The organism is Lacisediminimonas profundi (assembly GCF_008831265.1).
Taxonomy (GTDB): Bacteria; Pseudomonadota; Gammaproteobacteria; order Burkholderiales; family Burkholderiaceae_D; genus Lacisediminimonas; species Lacisediminimonas profundi.
This window is the reverse complement of sequence record NZ_VTTH01000003.1, coordinates 337439-353793: the sequence shown is the minus strand read 5'-3', so window position 1 is coordinate 353793 and position 16355 is coordinate 337439. Positions and strand designations below refer to the sequence as shown.

At 63.6% G+C, this 16355-nt stretch carries 15 protein-coding genes; 10 read left to right on the top strand and 5 right to left on the bottom strand.

Annotation, left to right across the window (positions count from 1 at the left end):
- Position 1 precedes the first annotated feature (1 nt).
- The 4 genes from FVE66_RS11345 to FVE66_RS11330 form a co-directional block, all read right to left on the bottom strand.
- The gene (locus FVE66_RS11345; RefSeq protein WP_151447538.1) at positions 2–799 is read right to left on the bottom strand and encodes a TatD family hydrolase; all 798 of its coding nucleotides are present in this window, start codon (positions 797–799) and stop codon (positions 2–4) included.
- Between the two features lie 4 nt (positions 800–803).
- Entirely contained in the window at positions 804–1496 is a 693-nt protein-coding gene (lolD, locus tag FVE66_RS11340; protein WP_151447537.1) for a lipoprotein-releasing ABC transporter ATP-binding protein LolD, read from the bottom strand.
- Positions 1493–2758, bottom strand: a complete 1266-nt coding sequence (locus tag FVE66_RS11335; protein WP_151447536.1) for a lipoprotein-releasing ABC transporter permease subunit — start codon at positions 2756–2758, stop codon at positions 1493–1495. Before FVE66_RS11335 ends, lolD begins: the two co-directional genes overlap by 4 nt.
- A gap of 158 nt (positions 2759–2916) precedes the next feature.
- Complete coding sequence (locus FVE66_RS11330; protein WP_151447535.1) at positions 2917–3570, bottom strand: hypothetical protein; 654 nt, start codon at positions 3568–3570, stop codon at positions 2917–2919.
- Positions 3571–3810: 240 nt separating this feature from the next.
- Here FVE66_RS11330 and FVE66_RS11325 point away from each other — a divergent pair, with 240 nt between their 5' ends.
- The 10 genes from FVE66_RS11325 to FVE66_RS11280 all read left to right on the top strand — a co-directional run bounded on the left by FVE66_RS11325 (position 3811) and on the right by FVE66_RS11280 (position 15411).
- Entirely contained in the window at positions 3811–4839 is a 1029-nt protein-coding gene (locus FVE66_RS11325; RefSeq protein ID WP_151447534.1) for a hypothetical protein, read from the top strand.
- A gap of 295 nt (positions 4840–5134) precedes the next feature.
- Entirely contained in the window at positions 5135–6295 is a 1161-nt protein-coding gene (gene gmd / locus FVE66_RS11320) for a GDP-mannose 4,6-dehydratase (protein WP_151447533.1), read from the top strand.
- Complete coding sequence (gene fcl, locus FVE66_RS11315; RefSeq protein ID WP_151447532.1) at positions 6279–7316, top strand: GDP-L-fucose synthase; 1038 nt, start codon at positions 6279–6281, stop codon at positions 7314–7316. The genes gmd and fcl overlap by 17 nt, the downstream gene beginning before the upstream one ends.
- Positions 7317–7341: 25 nt before the next feature.
- Positions 7342–8751 carry an O-antigen ligase family protein gene (locus tag FVE66_RS11310; protein ID WP_151447531.1) on the top strand — a complete coding sequence of 470 codons (1410 nt, stop codon included), beginning with the start codon at positions 7342–7344 and terminating at the stop codon, positions 8749–8751.
- Positions 8738–10231, top strand: coding sequence for an oligosaccharide flippase family protein (locus FVE66_RS11305; protein ID WP_151447530.1), 1494 nt, complete (start codon positions 8738–8740; stop codon positions 10229–10231). The genes FVE66_RS11310 and FVE66_RS11305 overlap by 14 nt, the downstream gene beginning before the upstream one ends.
- 8 nt (positions 10232–10239) lie before the next feature.
- Positions 10240–11574 (top strand): glycosyltransferase family 4 protein, encoded by a 1335-nt coding sequence (locus tag FVE66_RS11300; protein ID WP_151447529.1) that lies wholly within the window; start codon positions 10240–10242, stop codon positions 11572–11574.
- 3 nt (positions 11575–11577) lie between these two features.
- A complete protein-coding gene (locus FVE66_RS11295) occupies positions 11578–12339 on the top strand; it encodes a glycosyltransferase family 2 protein (RefSeq protein WP_151447528.1) in 762 nt (253 codons plus the stop codon).
- 27 nt (positions 12340–12366) lie between these two features.
- Positions 12367–13248, top strand: a complete 882-nt coding sequence (locus FVE66_RS11290; RefSeq protein ID WP_161993259.1) for a glycosyltransferase family 2 protein — start codon at positions 12367–12369, stop codon at positions 13246–13248.
- Positions 13249–13436: 188 nt separating this feature from the next.
- Complete coding sequence (locus FVE66_RS11285; protein ID WP_241673173.1) at positions 13437–14651, top strand: glycosyltransferase family 4 protein; 1215 nt, start codon at positions 13437–13439, stop codon at positions 14649–14651.
- Positions 14652–14682: 31 nt separating this feature from the next.
- Positions 14683–15411 (top strand): polysaccharide deacetylase family protein, encoded by a 729-nt coding sequence (locus tag FVE66_RS11280; RefSeq protein ID WP_161993258.1) that lies wholly within the window; start codon positions 14683–14685, stop codon positions 15409–15411.
- Positions 15412–15445: 34 nt separating this feature from the next.
- On the opposite strand, the gene FVE66_RS11275 is transcribed toward FVE66_RS11280, so the two are convergent.
- Positions 15446–16120, bottom strand: coding sequence for a methyltransferase domain-containing protein (locus FVE66_RS11275; RefSeq protein WP_161993257.1), 675 nt, complete (start codon positions 16118–16120; stop codon positions 15446–15448).
- Positions 16121–16355 lie beyond the last annotated feature (235 nt).

Below are 16355 nucleotides of genomic sequence, written 5' to 3'. Positions count from 1 at the left end.
TTCACTCTCCAGTGGACAGGCGCACCAGCACCGCGTGGGCATTGGCTGTGGTTTGCAGCGCCACCTCTGGCACCGCCATGCCGCGCAGTTCAGCCAGTGCGGCGCCAATGCGCGGCAGTTCTTCCGGCGAATTGGGGGCGGGATGCAGCCACGACGGCGACATGTCCGGCGCGTCGGTCTCGAGAACGATGGCCGACAGCGGAAGCTGCGCAGCCAGCCGCCGGATCTGCAAGGCTCGGGTAAAAGTCATGGCGCCGCCAAAGCCCAGCTTCATCCCGAGATCGAGGTAGCTGCGGGCCTGCTGGAAGCTGCCATTGAAGGCATGCGCGATGCCGCCGCACACTTCGATGCGGCGCAGGAATTTAAGGACGATGTCCTGCGAACAGCGCACATGCAGCAACACCGGCAGCCCGACATCGCGCGCCAGCTTCAATTGTTCGCCGTAGAAATATTCCTGCTTCTCGCGCATGGCGGGCTCTACCAGCGCGGGCATGAAAAAATCCAGGCCGATCTCGCCGATGGCCACCAGCCGCGGGTCGGACAGGGAGGCCCGCACCGTCTGCCGCAGCAGGTCGAGGTCTTCCGGCACGGCATCCGGCACGAAGATCGGGTGGATGCCAAGCGCATAGCGGCAGGTGGACAGCTGGCTCGACATCTGCGCCACTGTCGCGAAGTTACCAGGATTGACCGCGGGGATCACGATGCGGGTGACCCCGCCCAGCTCTGCGCGACGCGCCACTGCAAGCGACTCGCCGCCAAACTCGGCGGCATCGAGATGACAGTGCGTGTCGACCCACATCAGCTCACTCGATCGGCAACAAGCCGAGCTCGGACAGGTGCAACACGCGATCGCACTGGCGCGCCAGTTCAGTGTCGTGGGTCACGATGATGAAGGCGGTGCCCAGGGTGCGGGACAGCTCCAGCATCAGGTCGAAGGTGGTCTGCGCGGTGTGGCGGTCAAGGTTTCCGGTCGGTTCATCAGCCAGCACGCAAGCAGGCTGGGTGACCAGCGCGCGAGCCAGCGCCACGCGCTGGCGCTCGCCTCCGGACAGCTCGCCGGGCACGTGCGTGACGCGATTGGCCAGGCCCACGCGGGCCAGGATCGCCGCCGCGCTTTCCCTTGCCTGGGCGCGCGACTGGCGCCGTATCAGCAAGGGCATCGCCACATTGTCCAGCGCACTGAATTCCGGCAGCAGGTGATGGAACTGATAGACGAATCCGAGCGCGACATTGCGCAGGCGGCCGCGGGTCGACTCGTCCAGCGTGCCGAAGTCCTGGCCCTTGAGCATCACGCTGCCCTCGGTCGGCGTATCGAGCCCGCCCAGCAGGTGCAGCAAGGTCGACTTGCCGGAACCTGAGGCGCCGACGATCGCTACCCGCTCGCCGGCGTGGATCGCGAAGTCGACGCCGCGGAACACCGGCACGGCATGCTTGCCCTCGCTGAAAGTCTTGCCCAGCCCGCGGCAGGAAAGTATGGCTTGATCGGTCGTCATCATTCGTAGCGCAATGCTTCCGCCGGTTTCACGCGTGCCGCGGACCAGCTGGGATACAGGGTGGCAAGGAAGGCCAGCACGACGGCCACGCCGCCGATGGTTGCCACGTCGTTCCAGCGCAGGTCGGACGGCAACGCGCTGATCAGGTAGATGTCGCGCGGCAGGAACTGGACGCCGAACAGGCCCTCGATGAAAGGGACGATCACATCCACATTGGACGCAATCAGCACGCCCAGCCCGACACCGATGCCGGTGCCGAACAGGCCGACCAGCGCGCCCTGCACCATGAAGATTTTCATGATCGACCCCGGCGAAGCGCCGAGCGTGCGCAGGATCGCGATATCAGCCTGCTTGTCGGTGACGGTCATCACCAGCGTCGACACCAGGTTGAACGCAGCCACTGCGATGATCAGCGTCAGGATGATGAACATCATCCGTTTTTCGGTCTGCACGGCGGCGAACCAGGTGCGATTCTGCTGCGACCAGTCGCTGATGTAGGTATTGCCGCTCAGGATGCGTGTCAGGTCGCGCGCCACCTGCGGCGCGCGCTGCATGTCCTCGATCTTCAGCCGCAATCCGGTGGGGGCGTCCAGCTTGAACATGCGCTCGGCATCCTGCAGATGGATGAAGGCCAGCGTCGAGTCGTACTCGAAATGCCCGGCCTCGAAAATGCCGACCACGTTGAACTGCTTCAGCCGCGGAATCACGCCGGCCGGCGTCACCTGGCCTTGCGGCGCGATGATCGTGATCTTGTCGCCCAGGGCAACCCGCAAACCCCTGGCGATCTCGCTGCCGAGCACGATATTGAATTCGCCCGCGCGCAAGTCATTGAAGCTGCCTCGCCGCACCTGCGAAGCGACATCCGAAACCTTTGGCTCCTGTTCCGGCAGCACGCCGCGGATGTAGACACCGCGCACGGTGTCATTGCGGGTGATCATGGCCTGCGCCGAGACATAGGGCGCTGCGCCGCGCACCTCCTTGTGCTGGAAAGCCTCGCGCGCGACCTCGTTCCAGTTCGGCATGCCGCCCGACGCATCGGACACTTCGATGTGCGACAGCACCGACAGCATGCGATCGCGCACCTCTTTCTGGAATCCGTTCATCACCGACAGCACGACGATCAACGCCGCCACGCCCAGCGCAATGCCGGCCATGGAAATCAGGGAAATGAAGGAAATGAAGCTGTTTCGGCCGCTGCGCCGGCCCGCGCGCGTGTAGCGCAGGCCGACCAGCCATTCGAAAGGCATGTTCTTGATCAACGACAAACCGGCTCCTGACCTGGGTGTCGCAACCGCGCTTCCCAAGAGGGCAGGCCGTTGCGGACATTTATAAAGAGGCGAGTTTGCCACACATGCTTGTGGTGCAGTAATGAAAGCAGTTCGCCAATTGGTTTTCAGGCAACAAGGAGCGGGCGACTATCGATTCATTCGGCGATCCGGCGGAATCCGAGATTTCCCCCCTTGAACCAGGTGTCGCCGTCGCCCAGCCGCAGATACTGTTCATCGCTGTAAAGGCCGACAGCGAAGGGGCTGGCCGGATCCGTCTTGCCAGCATGCGTCACCACGACGGAGAAGATGTCGGCCTCACCGGTCAGCGGCGCGTTCAAGTCGGTTCCGGCCACGGTCTTCGAATAGACTGCGGCAAGGTCATAGGTATTCAGGCCAATGGCTTCCTTGCATGCGGCATCGCGGTACTCGAAGTAACGGCTGGCGCCGATCAGGATGCCGCCAGGTTTGATCGAGCTCAGTTCAAACATGCGGATCGTGCCCGCCCCGTTCAACGTCAAGCTGTAAGGCAGGCAACCGGTGGTCCATTTGCCCAGGTATTTTTGAAACTGGTCGACCGCTCCCGACGATCCGTGCAACAAGCCCCTCTCCGGCACCGATGCGGCGGCCCTGGCGAGGGCGGGCAAGAGGGCATCGGCCTTCTTCAACTCACCCGCCAGCCAGCCCGGCAGGCCGCCGGCCTGTGCGGCTGGCGTCTCCTCCTTCACCGGGGAGTCGCTGCCGCCACCGCAGCCAGCGAGAGCAGCGGCGAATGAAATTATTATTATTAATGCAAGTTTCCTGCAAAGCATGAGTCTGTCCTGATTGGCTATGAATTGAGATTCGAAAGAAGGGGGATGCCACGCAAACTCCGAATGACCGGGCCAAGCGAAGCGCGGGCTTAGTAACGAAAAGGCAGCAACGTCCCGCCGTTCCCACTAACATTTCGCTAATCAAGTTTCAGTCCACGTCAGTGGGGCGAATACCGGTCGATTGGCGCTTTTACCGACCGTTTCAGTACTCGTGCACTCGACAATGTCTACAATGCCGGCATGACCACGATCGACCTCGTCCTGCCCTTCGCCCTGCCCCCGCCCGAACTTGCCCGCGACCTGCTGCACCAGCTCAAGATGCCCGCGCTGGCGACCCTGCTGGCGCGCGGATCGCTCAACTGGCGCCGGGCGGATCCTTATTCCCGCCTGTTGCCCCACCAGGAATGGCTGATGCAACATGCCGATCCCGAGCTGGCGCGAAGCGGCCTGGCCGCAACGGCAATGGCCGCACTTGGGCTGGCGCCGGCCGCAGGCAAATGGTTCGTCCTGCATCCGGCCAGCCTGCACATTGCCCGCGACCATCTTGTGTTGACCGACCTGCGCCAGGTGCGGCTTGATGAGATGGAAGCGCGCGCATTGTTCGAAGCCGCGCAGCCGCTGTTCGAGGAGGCAGGAAGGGAGTTGTTGTATGGCAGTGCAGGACTGTGGTTCATGCGGGCCGATGACTGGGATGCACTCGAGACCTCATCCCCGGATTCGGCCGCCGGCCACAACATCGACATCTGGATGCCGCGCGGCACTGGCGAGCGGGCGTGGCGGAAGCTGCACAATGAAGTGCAGATGACATGGCACTCGCTGGCGCTCAACCACCTCCGCGAAATGAGCGGACGGCGCCCGGTGAATGCCTTGTGGTGCTGGGATGCCGGGCCGGCAAGCGCACCGGCAGCGCCGACCTACGATCATGCGATCTCGTTGCTGGATGCATTCCTTCCGGTCTCGCCGCCTTCAGCCATGGCAAGCCTGCCTGAGCTGATTGCCAAAGGAGGCCGCTCCCTGGCGGTGGTCGACACGATGACTTCGTCCGCGCTTGCCGGCGACTGGGGCGACTGGATCGGCGCGATGCAGCAGGCGGAGCAGCAATGGTTTGCGCCCTTGCTGCAAGCGCTGGCTGCGGGCAAGGTCGACAAGGCCGGATTGGTGCTGACGGATAGTGACCGGCTGGCGCACGGCGAATGCGGGCGGATGGCCTTGAAGAAGTTCTGGGTGAAGCCTTCGTTGGCGGGCCTGGCGGAATCCCCCCCGGGCTGAGCGGAATCACTACGGTCGCATGACTGACCGTTTCGATGGAAACCATCACCCGGTCGATCGTCACGGCGGGAGGTGGGCGCCCTGCCTCACTGCATCACTGTCCTGTCCAAAACCTTACCCAAACGCAAACCCCAGCCAGATTCCCGCAACACCCCCCGCCGCTCCGCTCGCGCCAGATGACCGAGGTCAAACCGGCCCACGCCCCAGATTACAGAATAGGAACGACCCGAACGCCCGGCGAAAGCCCTTGCCCGGTGCGCCAGGAACTTGAACCGTTCACTACAGCAAGGACAACATGAACAGAGAACCGCACGCTCCCGATGCCCTGGTCTGGCCGCCGTCGAACGGCAAAGTCGCACTGATAACAGGGGTGACTGGACAGGACGGCGCCTATCTGTCTGAGCTGCTGCTGTCCAAGGGCTATACGGTTCATGGAATCAAACGGCGCAGCTCCCTGATCAATACCGGCAGGATCGATCACCTGTACCAGGATCCACATGAAGAACAGCGCCGCTTTGTGCTGCATCATGGGGACATGACGGACAGCTCATCGCTGATACGCATCATCCAGCACGTGCAGCCGGACGAGATCTACAACCTGGCCGCGCAAAGCCACGTCGCCGTGTCCTTCGAAGAACCGGAATACACCGCGAACTCGGACGCGATCGGTCCCTTGCGCTTGCTGGAAGCGATCCGTATCCTCGGGCTGGAAAAGAAGACGCGTTTCTACCAGGCTTCCACCTCCGAACTGTACGGACTGGTGCAGGAAATACCGCAACGGGAGACCACGCCCTTTTATCCGCGCAGCCCGTACGCGGTCGCCAAGCTCTATGCCTACTGGATCACGGTCAACTACCGCGAGGCCTACGGCATGTATGCCTGCAACGGCATCCTGTTCAATCATGAATCGCCGCGCCGCGGTGAAACCTTCGTCACCCGCAAGATCACCCGCGCCCTGGCACGCATCGCGCTCGGCCGCCAGGATTGCCTCTACCTCGGCAACATGGATTCGCGCCGCGACTGGGGCCATGCGCGCGACTATGTGGAAATGCAGTGGCTGATGTTGCAGCAGGAACAGCCCGAGGATTTCGTGATCGCCACCGGCATGCAGTTCAGCGTGCGCGATTTCGTCAACGCCGCCGCCAGCGAACTGGGCATGAGAATCGGCTGGCGTGGCACCGGCGTGGCAGAGGAAGGCTTTGTGATCGAAGCGGGCACGCACGGCGGCGTCCAGGCCGGACAGACTGTGGTGCGGGTCGACCCGCGCTATTTCCGGCCGACCGAAGTGGAGACGCTGCTCGGCGACGCTGGCAAGGCGCATTCGAAACTCGGCTGGAAGCCTGCCACCCGCTTTGAAGACCTGGTGGCCGAGATGGTCCGCAGCGACCTCGACGCTGCGCGCAGATATGTCCTGGTGAAAGAAAACGGTTTCGCGGCCTATGCACACCAGGAATGACGCTGGCGGCCGGCAGCCGCGGATATTCGTCGCCGGACATCGCGGAATGGTCGGGGCGGCAATCCTGCGCGCGCTCGCCGCCCGCGGCGATTGCAGCATCGTCACCCGCACCCATGCCGAACTCGACCTCGCCTGCCAGCGCCAGGTCGCGGAATTCTTTGCCACCGAAGCGATCGACCAGGTCTACCTGGCGGCAGCGAAGGTCGGCGGCATCCATGCCAACGACAGTTTCCCTGCTGAATTCATCTACCAGAACCTGATGATCGAGGCCAACGTCGTGCATGCCGCCTGGCAGTCAGGCGTTGCCCGCTTGCTGTTGCTCGGGTCCTCCTGCATCTATCCGCGCGATGCGGCGCAGCCGATGCGCGAAGACGCGCTGCTGACCGGCCCGCTGGAAGCGACCAACGAGCCCTATGCAATCGCAAAGATCGCCGGGATCAAGCTGTGCGAAAGCTACAACCGCCAGTACGGCACCGACTTCCGCAGTGTCATGCCGACCAACCTGTACGGACCGGGAGACAACTACCACCCGATCAACAGTCACGTGCTGCCGGCGCTGATCCGCCGCTTCCATGAGGCAAAGGAAAACAATGCGCCGCAGGTGACGATCTGGGGCAGCGGCACGCCGCGGCGCGAATTCCTGCATGTGGACGACATGGCGGCGGCCAGCATTTTCGTGATGGAGTTGCCGCGCGATACCTGGCGCGCGCGTACCAGTCCGATGCTGTCACACATCAACGTCGGCAGCGGCGAGGAAGTGACGATCCGTCAAGCAGCGGAACTGGTGGCGCAGTCGGTCGGCTATTGCGGCGAGATCGTCTGCGACAGCAGCAAGCCGGATGGCACACCGCGCAAACTGCTCGACTCCGGCCTGCTGCATTCGCTTGGATGGAAGGCCAGCATCAGCCTGCCCGCAGGGCTGCATTCGACCTACCTCGACTTCCTGCAGTGCAAGGTCCAACAGGAGCAACAGGACCAACGCAGCCACCCGCCCACCGAGCGGCAACCGGCGGCGGCATGAACGGATCACGGACCACGGACAGACGATGAACGCAACAATGCTAAGCCCGATGGAAACCCTGGGCGTATTTCTTGCTGCCCTGCTGGTGGTGCCGATCGCCTTCGGCTTCTGCCTCAGGACGCCGCGGCTGGTGGTGACCGCCTTCATCGTGGTGCTGTTCATTTTCTCGTCCTCGACCTGGGGCCAGATCGAAGTCGAAAACACCATCTACGACCGCGGCACCGGCCTGTTTACTTTTCCGCTGCTGGCGTTGTTGCTGATCGTCGCCGGCGTGGCGGCGGCCGTGCGCAAGCTGGCCAATCCGCACAACCCCACGCTGGCAGTTCCGCTCGGTCGATATTTCGCCGCCTTCGGCTTCATGATGCTGGCACATGTCGGACTGGGCTTGATGTCGGGCATCGACATCCTCGACATCCTTCACAACAACGGCATCATCAACCTGATCTACATGCTGGTGTTCGTGGCCATGGTGACCATGGCGTTCAACACCGAGGCCGACAAGCGCAAGCTGCTGTTGCTGTTCCTGGGGCTGGCCGCGATCCGCGCCGTGTTCGGACTGGGGCGCTATGTGCTGTTCGGCGGAGACACCGCCAACCCCTATAAAAACTTCGAGAGCCTGGACATCAAGATCTTCTACTTCGACATTGCCGACAATTTCGTGGCTGCGTTGGCCGCTTTCTGCATCGCCTGGCTGCTGACATCTCCCGGCGTGCGGCTGTCGCTGTTCAAGCGCATGGCGTTGTACGGGCTGCTGGCGCTCGAAATCGCCGCCGTCGCCCTTTCCTTCCGCCGCTCATCGCTGATCGGCCTGGCGCTGATGTTCGGTCTGCTGTTCCTGCGCCTGCCATGGCGCCGCCGCCTGCTGGTGTCGGCACTGGGGCTGGCGGCATTGTCAGTGGCGATGGCGATTTTCTTCGAGCACCGGCTCCAATTCAATACCGGGGACAAGGGCGGCATGCTGGCTTCCCTGTTGTATGACGTCGCGCCCGACAAGGGAATCAACCAGAGCCGATGGTACGAGTTGTATGCGGCAGCGCAAAGCATGGGCAACAACTGGCTGTTCGGGCTCGGCTCCTGGGGCACATATGAAGGTGACCGGGCAATACTGGACTATCACTTCGGCAAGCTCGACTTCGTGCATAGCGGCTTCGGCCACATCGTGCTGAAGACCGGCGTCGCCGGACTGGCCTTGTTCCTCGCCATGCTGGGCGCGTTTGCGTCCTGCTACCTGCGCAGCCGAAATCGCCTGAGCGGAAATTCCAGGCTGTTGGCGGATGCCGGCTTTGCCGGCTTCCTGTTCTGGATTCCAACCCTGCTGGTCGGCACTCCACTGATCGAATTCCGTACCATGCTGCTGATCGGACTGACGCTGGCCATGCCATTTGTCGCGGCCGGCGTCGAACCATACCGGGTGCGTTCCTATGCTATGGCGTAACTCCCTCTGGAACCTGTCCGGTTCGGCGCTTCCTGCGATCGCCGCACTGGCGACGGTCCCCTTGCTGATCAGGACGCTGGGGGTGGAAGGCTTCGGCATCGTCACCCTGATCGGCTCCGTGATCGGCTATTTCGGCGTGCTGGATGTCAACCTGTCCGCCGGCGCCATCAAATTCCTTGCCGAGTCGCATGCGGCCAACCAGCGCCGACGCTTTGCCGAAACATTCTGGTTCGGCGCCCTGTTTTATGGCGCCCTCGGCCTGCTGGGTGGGCTGGCGATATTCCTGTCATCGGCCTGGCTGCTGGACCGATTCTTCACCGTCTCGCCGCAACTGCATGCAGATACGGTGCTGGCGCTGCAGATCGGCGCGCTGGGCTTCGCCGTCACGCAAATACAGAACTACCTGCTGACCGTTCCGCAGGCGCTGCAGCGCTACGACCGCTCGGCGCAGAGCGAAGCCTTCTTCGGCGTCACCGTCAACGTCGCCTCGGTAGCGGCAGCGCTGGCCGGCGGCGGCATTGCGGGCGTGATTGCAATCCGGATTGTCGTTTCATTGCTGAACGTCAGCTACCTGATCTGGCTGCTGCGCGCATTCAAGCTTGACCTCGCTCCCTGTTGGCCGGGACCGGAAGTGCGCCGCGGCCTGACTTCCTTCAGTGCCTACGCTTACCTGAGCAAGCTGGCATCGACGCTGCACCAGCATGGCGACAAGCTGATCATCGGCTCGCTGCTGGGCCCGGTCGCGCTGGCGTTCTATACGGTCCCGGCTACGCTGGCCAGCCGCATCCTTGGCCTGACCTACCGTCTGTCGAGCGTGATCTATCCACGCGCCTCGGCGCTGGCCGCCACCGACAAGATGGATGAGCTGCGATTCATCTACTTCGGCGCCATGCGCCACGTCACCTATATCAACCTGGTCGCGCTTGGGATGATCGTGCTGGCCGGCGAAGAATTCCTGCGGCGCTGGGTCGGCGAGGAGTTCGTCAGCGCCGGCTATCCGGTGCTGGTCCTGATGACGATCGCGCTGCTGATCGATTCGCTGACCAACATCCCGTCGCTGGTCAACGACGCGCTTGGCCATCCGCGCATTACCGGCCGCTTTGCGCTGGCGCGCGCGCTGATCGGGGTGTCGCTGGTCTATATTGGCTGCCTGCTTTCGGGCATCGTCGGCGCCACCATCGGACACCTGATCGCCACCCTGGCACTCGGCATCGCCTTCCTGTTGTTCGTGCATGGCCGCACCGTGCCATTCTCGTTCTCGGATTCGATGCACGAGGGCTGGGGCCGCAGCGTGATGATCGGCTTGCTGGTATTCGGCGCTGTCTATCCCGTGACCCTGTTGCTGCCGCCGGGCATTGCCGGCACCGTGGCCGCACTCGTGATCGGCGTCAGCTCGCTGGGCGCCGCCTATATCGTTTTCATCGCCAACATCGACGAGCGCGCGGCCCTGATGACAGTGGCACGCCGACTGGTCTCGTGAGCATCCCCATGCGCATACTGATTGTCAGCGAGGATGTCCCCTACCCCAACATGGGCGGCCTGGCCAAGCATGCGCTGACACTGGCACGGGCCCTGGTGCGGGCCGGACACCAGGTCGACTTCATGGGAGCGCGCGAACACCCGGTCGAAGTGGCCGGCGACGAAGCCAGGTTCGGCGGACGCTTCTTCGGCGAACTGGACGGCCACATCGCCGGCTGGAAGGAGGTCCGCCTGGGCGTATTCATGCCCCCGCGCCGCAGCTACATTGCCCGCCGTTTCGCCCGCATCATCATGCGCCGCGCCGGCGACTACGACGTGATCCACTACCACGGCCATGTGCCAAATGTCGCCCTCCATATTCCGGCAGATGTGAATTTCGTCCAGACCCGCCACGACCAGGGCAGCGAATGCCTGGTCAACACACGCTTTGCAAGCAAGGCCGTGTGTACCCGGACCGATCCCGGCGCCTGCGCCTCCTGCAAGGCAGCACGGCCGAACGGGGCACAGCGGCTCCTGTCCTCGCTTGCCGTCAGCATTTTCCGGCGCGAAGTGGCCGCTGCGTTTCGCCGTCACAAGACAATATTCGTGTCCGACATGCTGCGGCACAACTTCGCCCGCGTAATGGGGGACGAAGCCTGGGGCGTCACGCTCCACAATTTCATCGACGAGGAACGCGTGCTGCGCGCCCGCAGCAGCAGCGGCAGCGGAAACACGAAGGAAAGCACGAAGGTAAGCAAGAGCGCAGCCAGCACGGTGACGCTTTTCGTGGCCGCCAAGCTCTACCCGGCCAAGGGTGTCGAGGAAATGCTGCTGGAACTGGCGCCGCGCATGCCAGGTCACTTCCGGCTGACCATTGCCGGCGACGGCCACGACGAAGCACGACTGCGCGAGAAATTTGCGAGCCCGGGGATAGTCTTTGCCGGCTGGTGCGACCAGCAGCAGACACTTGCCATGGCCGCCGCCGCCGACGCCGTGATCGTGCCCTCGGTGTGGGAGGAACCATGCGCGACCACGGTGCTGGAAGCGCTGACGCTGGGCAAGACCACCTTCGCCCTCGCCCGCGGCGGTACCCCGGAACTGGCACGTTATGCCTGTGCACCCGGCCAACTACGGCTTTTCCAGCACATGCGCGGCCTGGTGGACGGGTTGCTCGGCTTCGTCCCGCATCCCGACTATCCGCGTCCGGTCAACGCAGCCGGCGGCGTTGACAAGATGCTGGGGGAATTGCTGAGGCTGTATCAGCGGCCGCCCGGTCCGCTGGCAACGCCACTCGCCACAGCGCCGGCAAGTCCGATGGCAGGTCCGGTAGCAGTTCCGGTGGCAAGACGCCAGCGAGGGAGCTGACGCATGGCACTTTCGTTCTCCATCGTCACCTGTACCTGGAACAGTGCCGCATGGCTGCCCGCCTCAATTGACTCGGTACTGATGCAGGATTACCCGCATGTCGAAATCATCTATGTCGATGGCGGGTCGACCGATGGAACGCTGGAGCAGATCCGCGCCCTGCCCCGTCCCTTCCGCCTGCTGACCGGCGTAACAGGCGGCATCAGCCGCGCGATGAATGCTGGTATCGAAGCCGCGAGCGGCGACGTGATCGCACATCTGCACTCCGACGACTACTACCTGTCACCCGATGTGCTGAGCACGGTTGCAGCGCAACTGGAGGAAAGCGGGCGCAAGTGGCTGTTCGGACGAACCATGCGCGACATCGATGGCAGGCTGGTTCCCGAGGACTGGGTCGCGCCTCGCTTCAGCCCGCGCCGCCTGCTGCGCGGGAATTTCATTTCGCATCCCGCCACCTTCGTGCGGCGGGACCTGTTGCAGCAGGCCGGCGGATTCGACGAAGCACTGAAGTACGCAATGGATTACGACCTGTGGCTCCGCTTGTCGCAGTTGGCGGAGCCGGTCCAGATGGATCTCCCGCTTGCCGCTTTTCGTGAACATGCAGGCAGCCTGTCCACCAGCAACAGGCTGGCGGCGATGGAAGAAGATTTCCGGGTGCGCCTGTCTCATGCCGGCAGTGGGCCACTGGGGCCGCTGGAGCGGCTGATGCACCGGTTGCGCCACCTGGTGCGCCGCCATCGCATGCAGGCAGCGCTCGGAAAATGACTCATGGGAATGACAGGCAGGAATGACATGCAGGCAAACACAATGCGAGAGGACAGGATGCCCGGGATTTCCCTGATACTGGCCACCGTCGGCCGCAGCGCCGAACTGATTCGATTCTTCGACTCCCTCGCAACGCAGGACTTCTCCGGGATCGAAGTAATCGTGATCGACCAGAACCAGGACCAGCGGCTGGAACTGCCGGTCGCCCATGCGCGGGCGTGCGGCATCGACGTGCGCCATATCCGCCATTACCCGCCCAACCTGGCCGCTGCGCGCAATGTCGGTGTCGAACACGCGCGCGGGGAATGGCTAGGATTCCCGGACGATGACTGCTGGTATGGAAGCGACCTGCTGCGGGTGCTGCATGCGCGTGCAAATGGTGCCGACCGGCCCGATGGCGTGATCATCCGCTGGGTTGAACAAGGCGAGCCGCCAGTGGCGGCACCGGCGCTGTCATGGTCGCGCTCGGCGGCATTTCGCGACGTGCCGGTCGCCTCGATCACGCTGTTCATCCGGCGCCGCATGTTCGAGCAGATCGGCGGCTTCGATGCGCGGCTGGGAGTCGGGCAGTGGTTCGGCGCCGGCGAGGAAACCGACCTGGTGATGCGTGCGCTGCGCGAGAACGCGCGGGTGGTGTATGAAGCGGCCGGCGAGGTTCACCATGCATTCGTGCCCGGCCAGGTGGCGGCGACACGGCAAGCCCGGCTGGACGCGCGCAGCCGCGCGCGCGGCACCGGCGCGCTGTATGCGAAGCATGGTCTCTCGGCCTGGGTGATTGCGCGCGGCCTGCTGTCACCGGTGCTGCGGCCGGTCATGAAAGGCTCACTGGGCGCCGATTTCACCCATGGCGTGGCGGTCATGCTGGGACGCCTGGACGGCTGGCGCGGATGGCGCCGCCGGCATCAATGACGCGGCGCAAGGCCCGTCAAGAAATTCCGGCGGCCATGTCGCCACGCAAAGCCGGATGCCGGGGCTTTGAATAAACTGAAAAAAATCCCACGAGGCAATCAGGCCGAACGCAACAAGGACTCGCTGGCTACAGGCAGCGGCAGTCGGCCCGCCCGGACCATCCGATTTCAAAAAATCAGAGAACGCCCATGCTAAACCTCGCAGTTGTCGCCAACACGCCGCCGCCCTATCGCGTGCCGATGTACAACCGGATTGCCCGCACGCCCGGCGTGAACCTGCACGTCATCTTTTGCTCCCGCCGCGAGCCGAACCGGCACTGGGACCTTCCGCCGCTGGAGTTTTCGCACACCTTCCTGCCCGAGCATTTCATCGCCGCCGGGGACCGCTACATCCACCACAACATCGAAGTGTTCCCGGCCCTGAAAGCCTTCGATGCGGACGTGATCGTGACCGATGGTTTCAATCCGACCCACCTGTACGGCTTCCTGTATGCGAATTTCAAGAACATCCCGCATGTGCCGATGACCGATGGCACCGACATCTCCGAGCGCGCCCTGTCCGGCGTGCACCGGATGGTGCGCCGTTTCATATTCAGGCGCTCGGCCGCATTCCTGTCTGCCAGTCTTGGCGGTACGCGGCTCTACACCAGCTACGGCGTAGCGCCGGAACGGTGCTTCCTGTCGCCGCTTTGCGCAAACAATGACGCCTTCCTGCCGCCGCCGGATTTGCCGCCCAAGACATTCGACTTCATCTTCTGCAGCCGCATCGAACCCGGCAAGAGCCCATTGTTCGCACTCGACGTCGCTGCCGAGACCGCGCGCCGCATCGGCCGCGTCGTGCGCATCCTGTTCGCAGGATCGGGCAGCCTGGAGGACCAGGTCAGGGAGGCCGCCGCCGGACTCAGCGGCCTGGTCGACACCGAGTTCCATGGTTTCGCGGCACAGGGCGAGCTGCCGCAGCTGTATCAGTCGGCGTCCATTTTCCTGTTCCCGACCCTGGCCGACGTATGGGGCGTGGTCGTCAATGAAGCTTGCGCCGCCGGCTTGCCGGTCATCGTGTCCCCGCACGCTGGCGTGATCGAGGAACTGGTACGCGACGGCGAGAATGGCTTCGTCTGCGACCTCGACGCCGGGCAGTGGGCCGAACGCGCGGTGCACTTGCTGAGCGATGAATCGATGTGGCATTCATTTTCCCGCCGCAGCCTCGACCTGGTGAGCCACTACACCTTCGACCATGCCGCGGCTGGCGTCGTGGATGCATGCTTCATGGCCAAGTCGCGCGGACGGAAACACCCGGACGACCGCCCGGGGGAGAAACGCCGGGACCTTGAAGCCGAGCGGCAGATATTCTGCCGCGGCGACGCACAGGCTGAACACCGTGCGTGGAGCAGCACCTCCCGATGACCGCGTGCATCGCGCATTGAAGCCCGGCCTGATGAACACCCTCTTCACCTGTTCAATCGATGATGGCGATCCCGGCGACATGCGGATCGCCGATCTGCTGCAGCGGCACGGCATTGCGGCCACCTTCTACATTCCGGTCCGCAACCGCGAAGGCTTTGCGGTGCTTTCCGCCGGCCAGATCCGCGAACTGGGGCAAGCGTTCGAGATCGGCTCGCACACCCTGGACCATTGCTTCCTGAAGTCAATCAACATCGAGGACTCCAGCTACCAGATCATCGAAGGCAAGCACCGGCTGGAAGAGATGCTAGGCCGAGCTGTCGCCGGATTTTGCTATCCCGGCGGCAAATACGGATGGCGCGACACCGAACTGGTGCGCTCGGCCGGTTTCCGCTATGCCCGCACCACCATGAACCTGTGCCTGGATACAGGGAACAATCCGTACGAAATGCCGACCACCTGCCAGTTCTACCCGCATTCGCGCAGCGTCTACCTGCGCAACTTCGCCCGTGCCGGCCACTGGAACCAGCGTACCGAAATCCTGCGGCTGGCACTCCGGCATGACAACTGGATTGACCGGATCAATGCGATGTTCGACTACGCCTGCGAATCGGGCGGCGTGTTCCACTTGTGGGGACACTCACGGGACATCGACCAGCTCGACGCATGGGACCAGATGGATGCTTTCCTGGCGCGTGTCGCGGGACGGCTGCCGAAAGAACAGCGGGTGGATAACGGACAGCTGGCGGCATTGCGCTATTGAGGCGCGGGATGGACCACGGATTGGAGCGCACACCCTAGCCCTGTTTGCGTATCATCAAGAAGAAATGCGCCTTGGGCCCACCCAGCCGCACATGCCCGACATCGCTGCTGCGCTTGCCCGGCAACAGGCTCGCCATCCTGAGCAAGGCGGCCGATGTCAGGAGGTGCCGTCCATGCCCCCGCTGCTGTCCGCTCAATCGATGCCACAGCGGCGCCGGCAGCCAGTGCAGCAAGGGCAAGCCGGTCTCCAGGTCGAGCGGGTAGCCACGGTTCGCAGCGGTGACGAACAATCCCTTGCGTGCCACCCGGTTCATGTCCTTGAGCAGCTTGAACTGCTGCATGAAGCTGCCAGCGTGCTCCAGCACGCCATCGCAGCAGACCCAGTCGAACTCGCCGTCGCCATACAGCAAATGGCGACCGTCGTCGCGGGCATATCGGTTGCGGCCGGATGCGTCCGGATGAATCTCGAGCGCGCTGGAGACCACGACCTCGCCGGGGTCCAGGTTTATCACCATCGATTCGCTTCGGCCCAGCCCACGCGCGCCGACATTCAGCACGCTGCCGCCGCCGCCCGCTTTGTGAAATTCATGGAAAGCCGTAAACAGCCGGCTCCGCTGCCGTTGCGCCATGCGCTCGCGCAGGCCATGCGCCCCGCGATCCTGCTCCAGTTGCGCGTCCATCATCTTCACTGCGATCTCCCGTTCAGGCATGCCTGCTCCCCGATCGGAGCAGGCACGGACAATGTTCACCCCGCGCTCGCCGCACCGTGTTGTGGCCGCACAAGCCGAGCGGCATGCACAACCCGGCCGGTGCGCAGAAATGGCGTTCTGTTGTGCAGCCCCAAGCGCAGCCCAATCGCCGCCCATTCGCAAGCCGGGCCAACTACCTCCGCTTGACGGTCGTCATGACGGGCAACTGTTTCCCGATGTCCAATCGACTCACCCC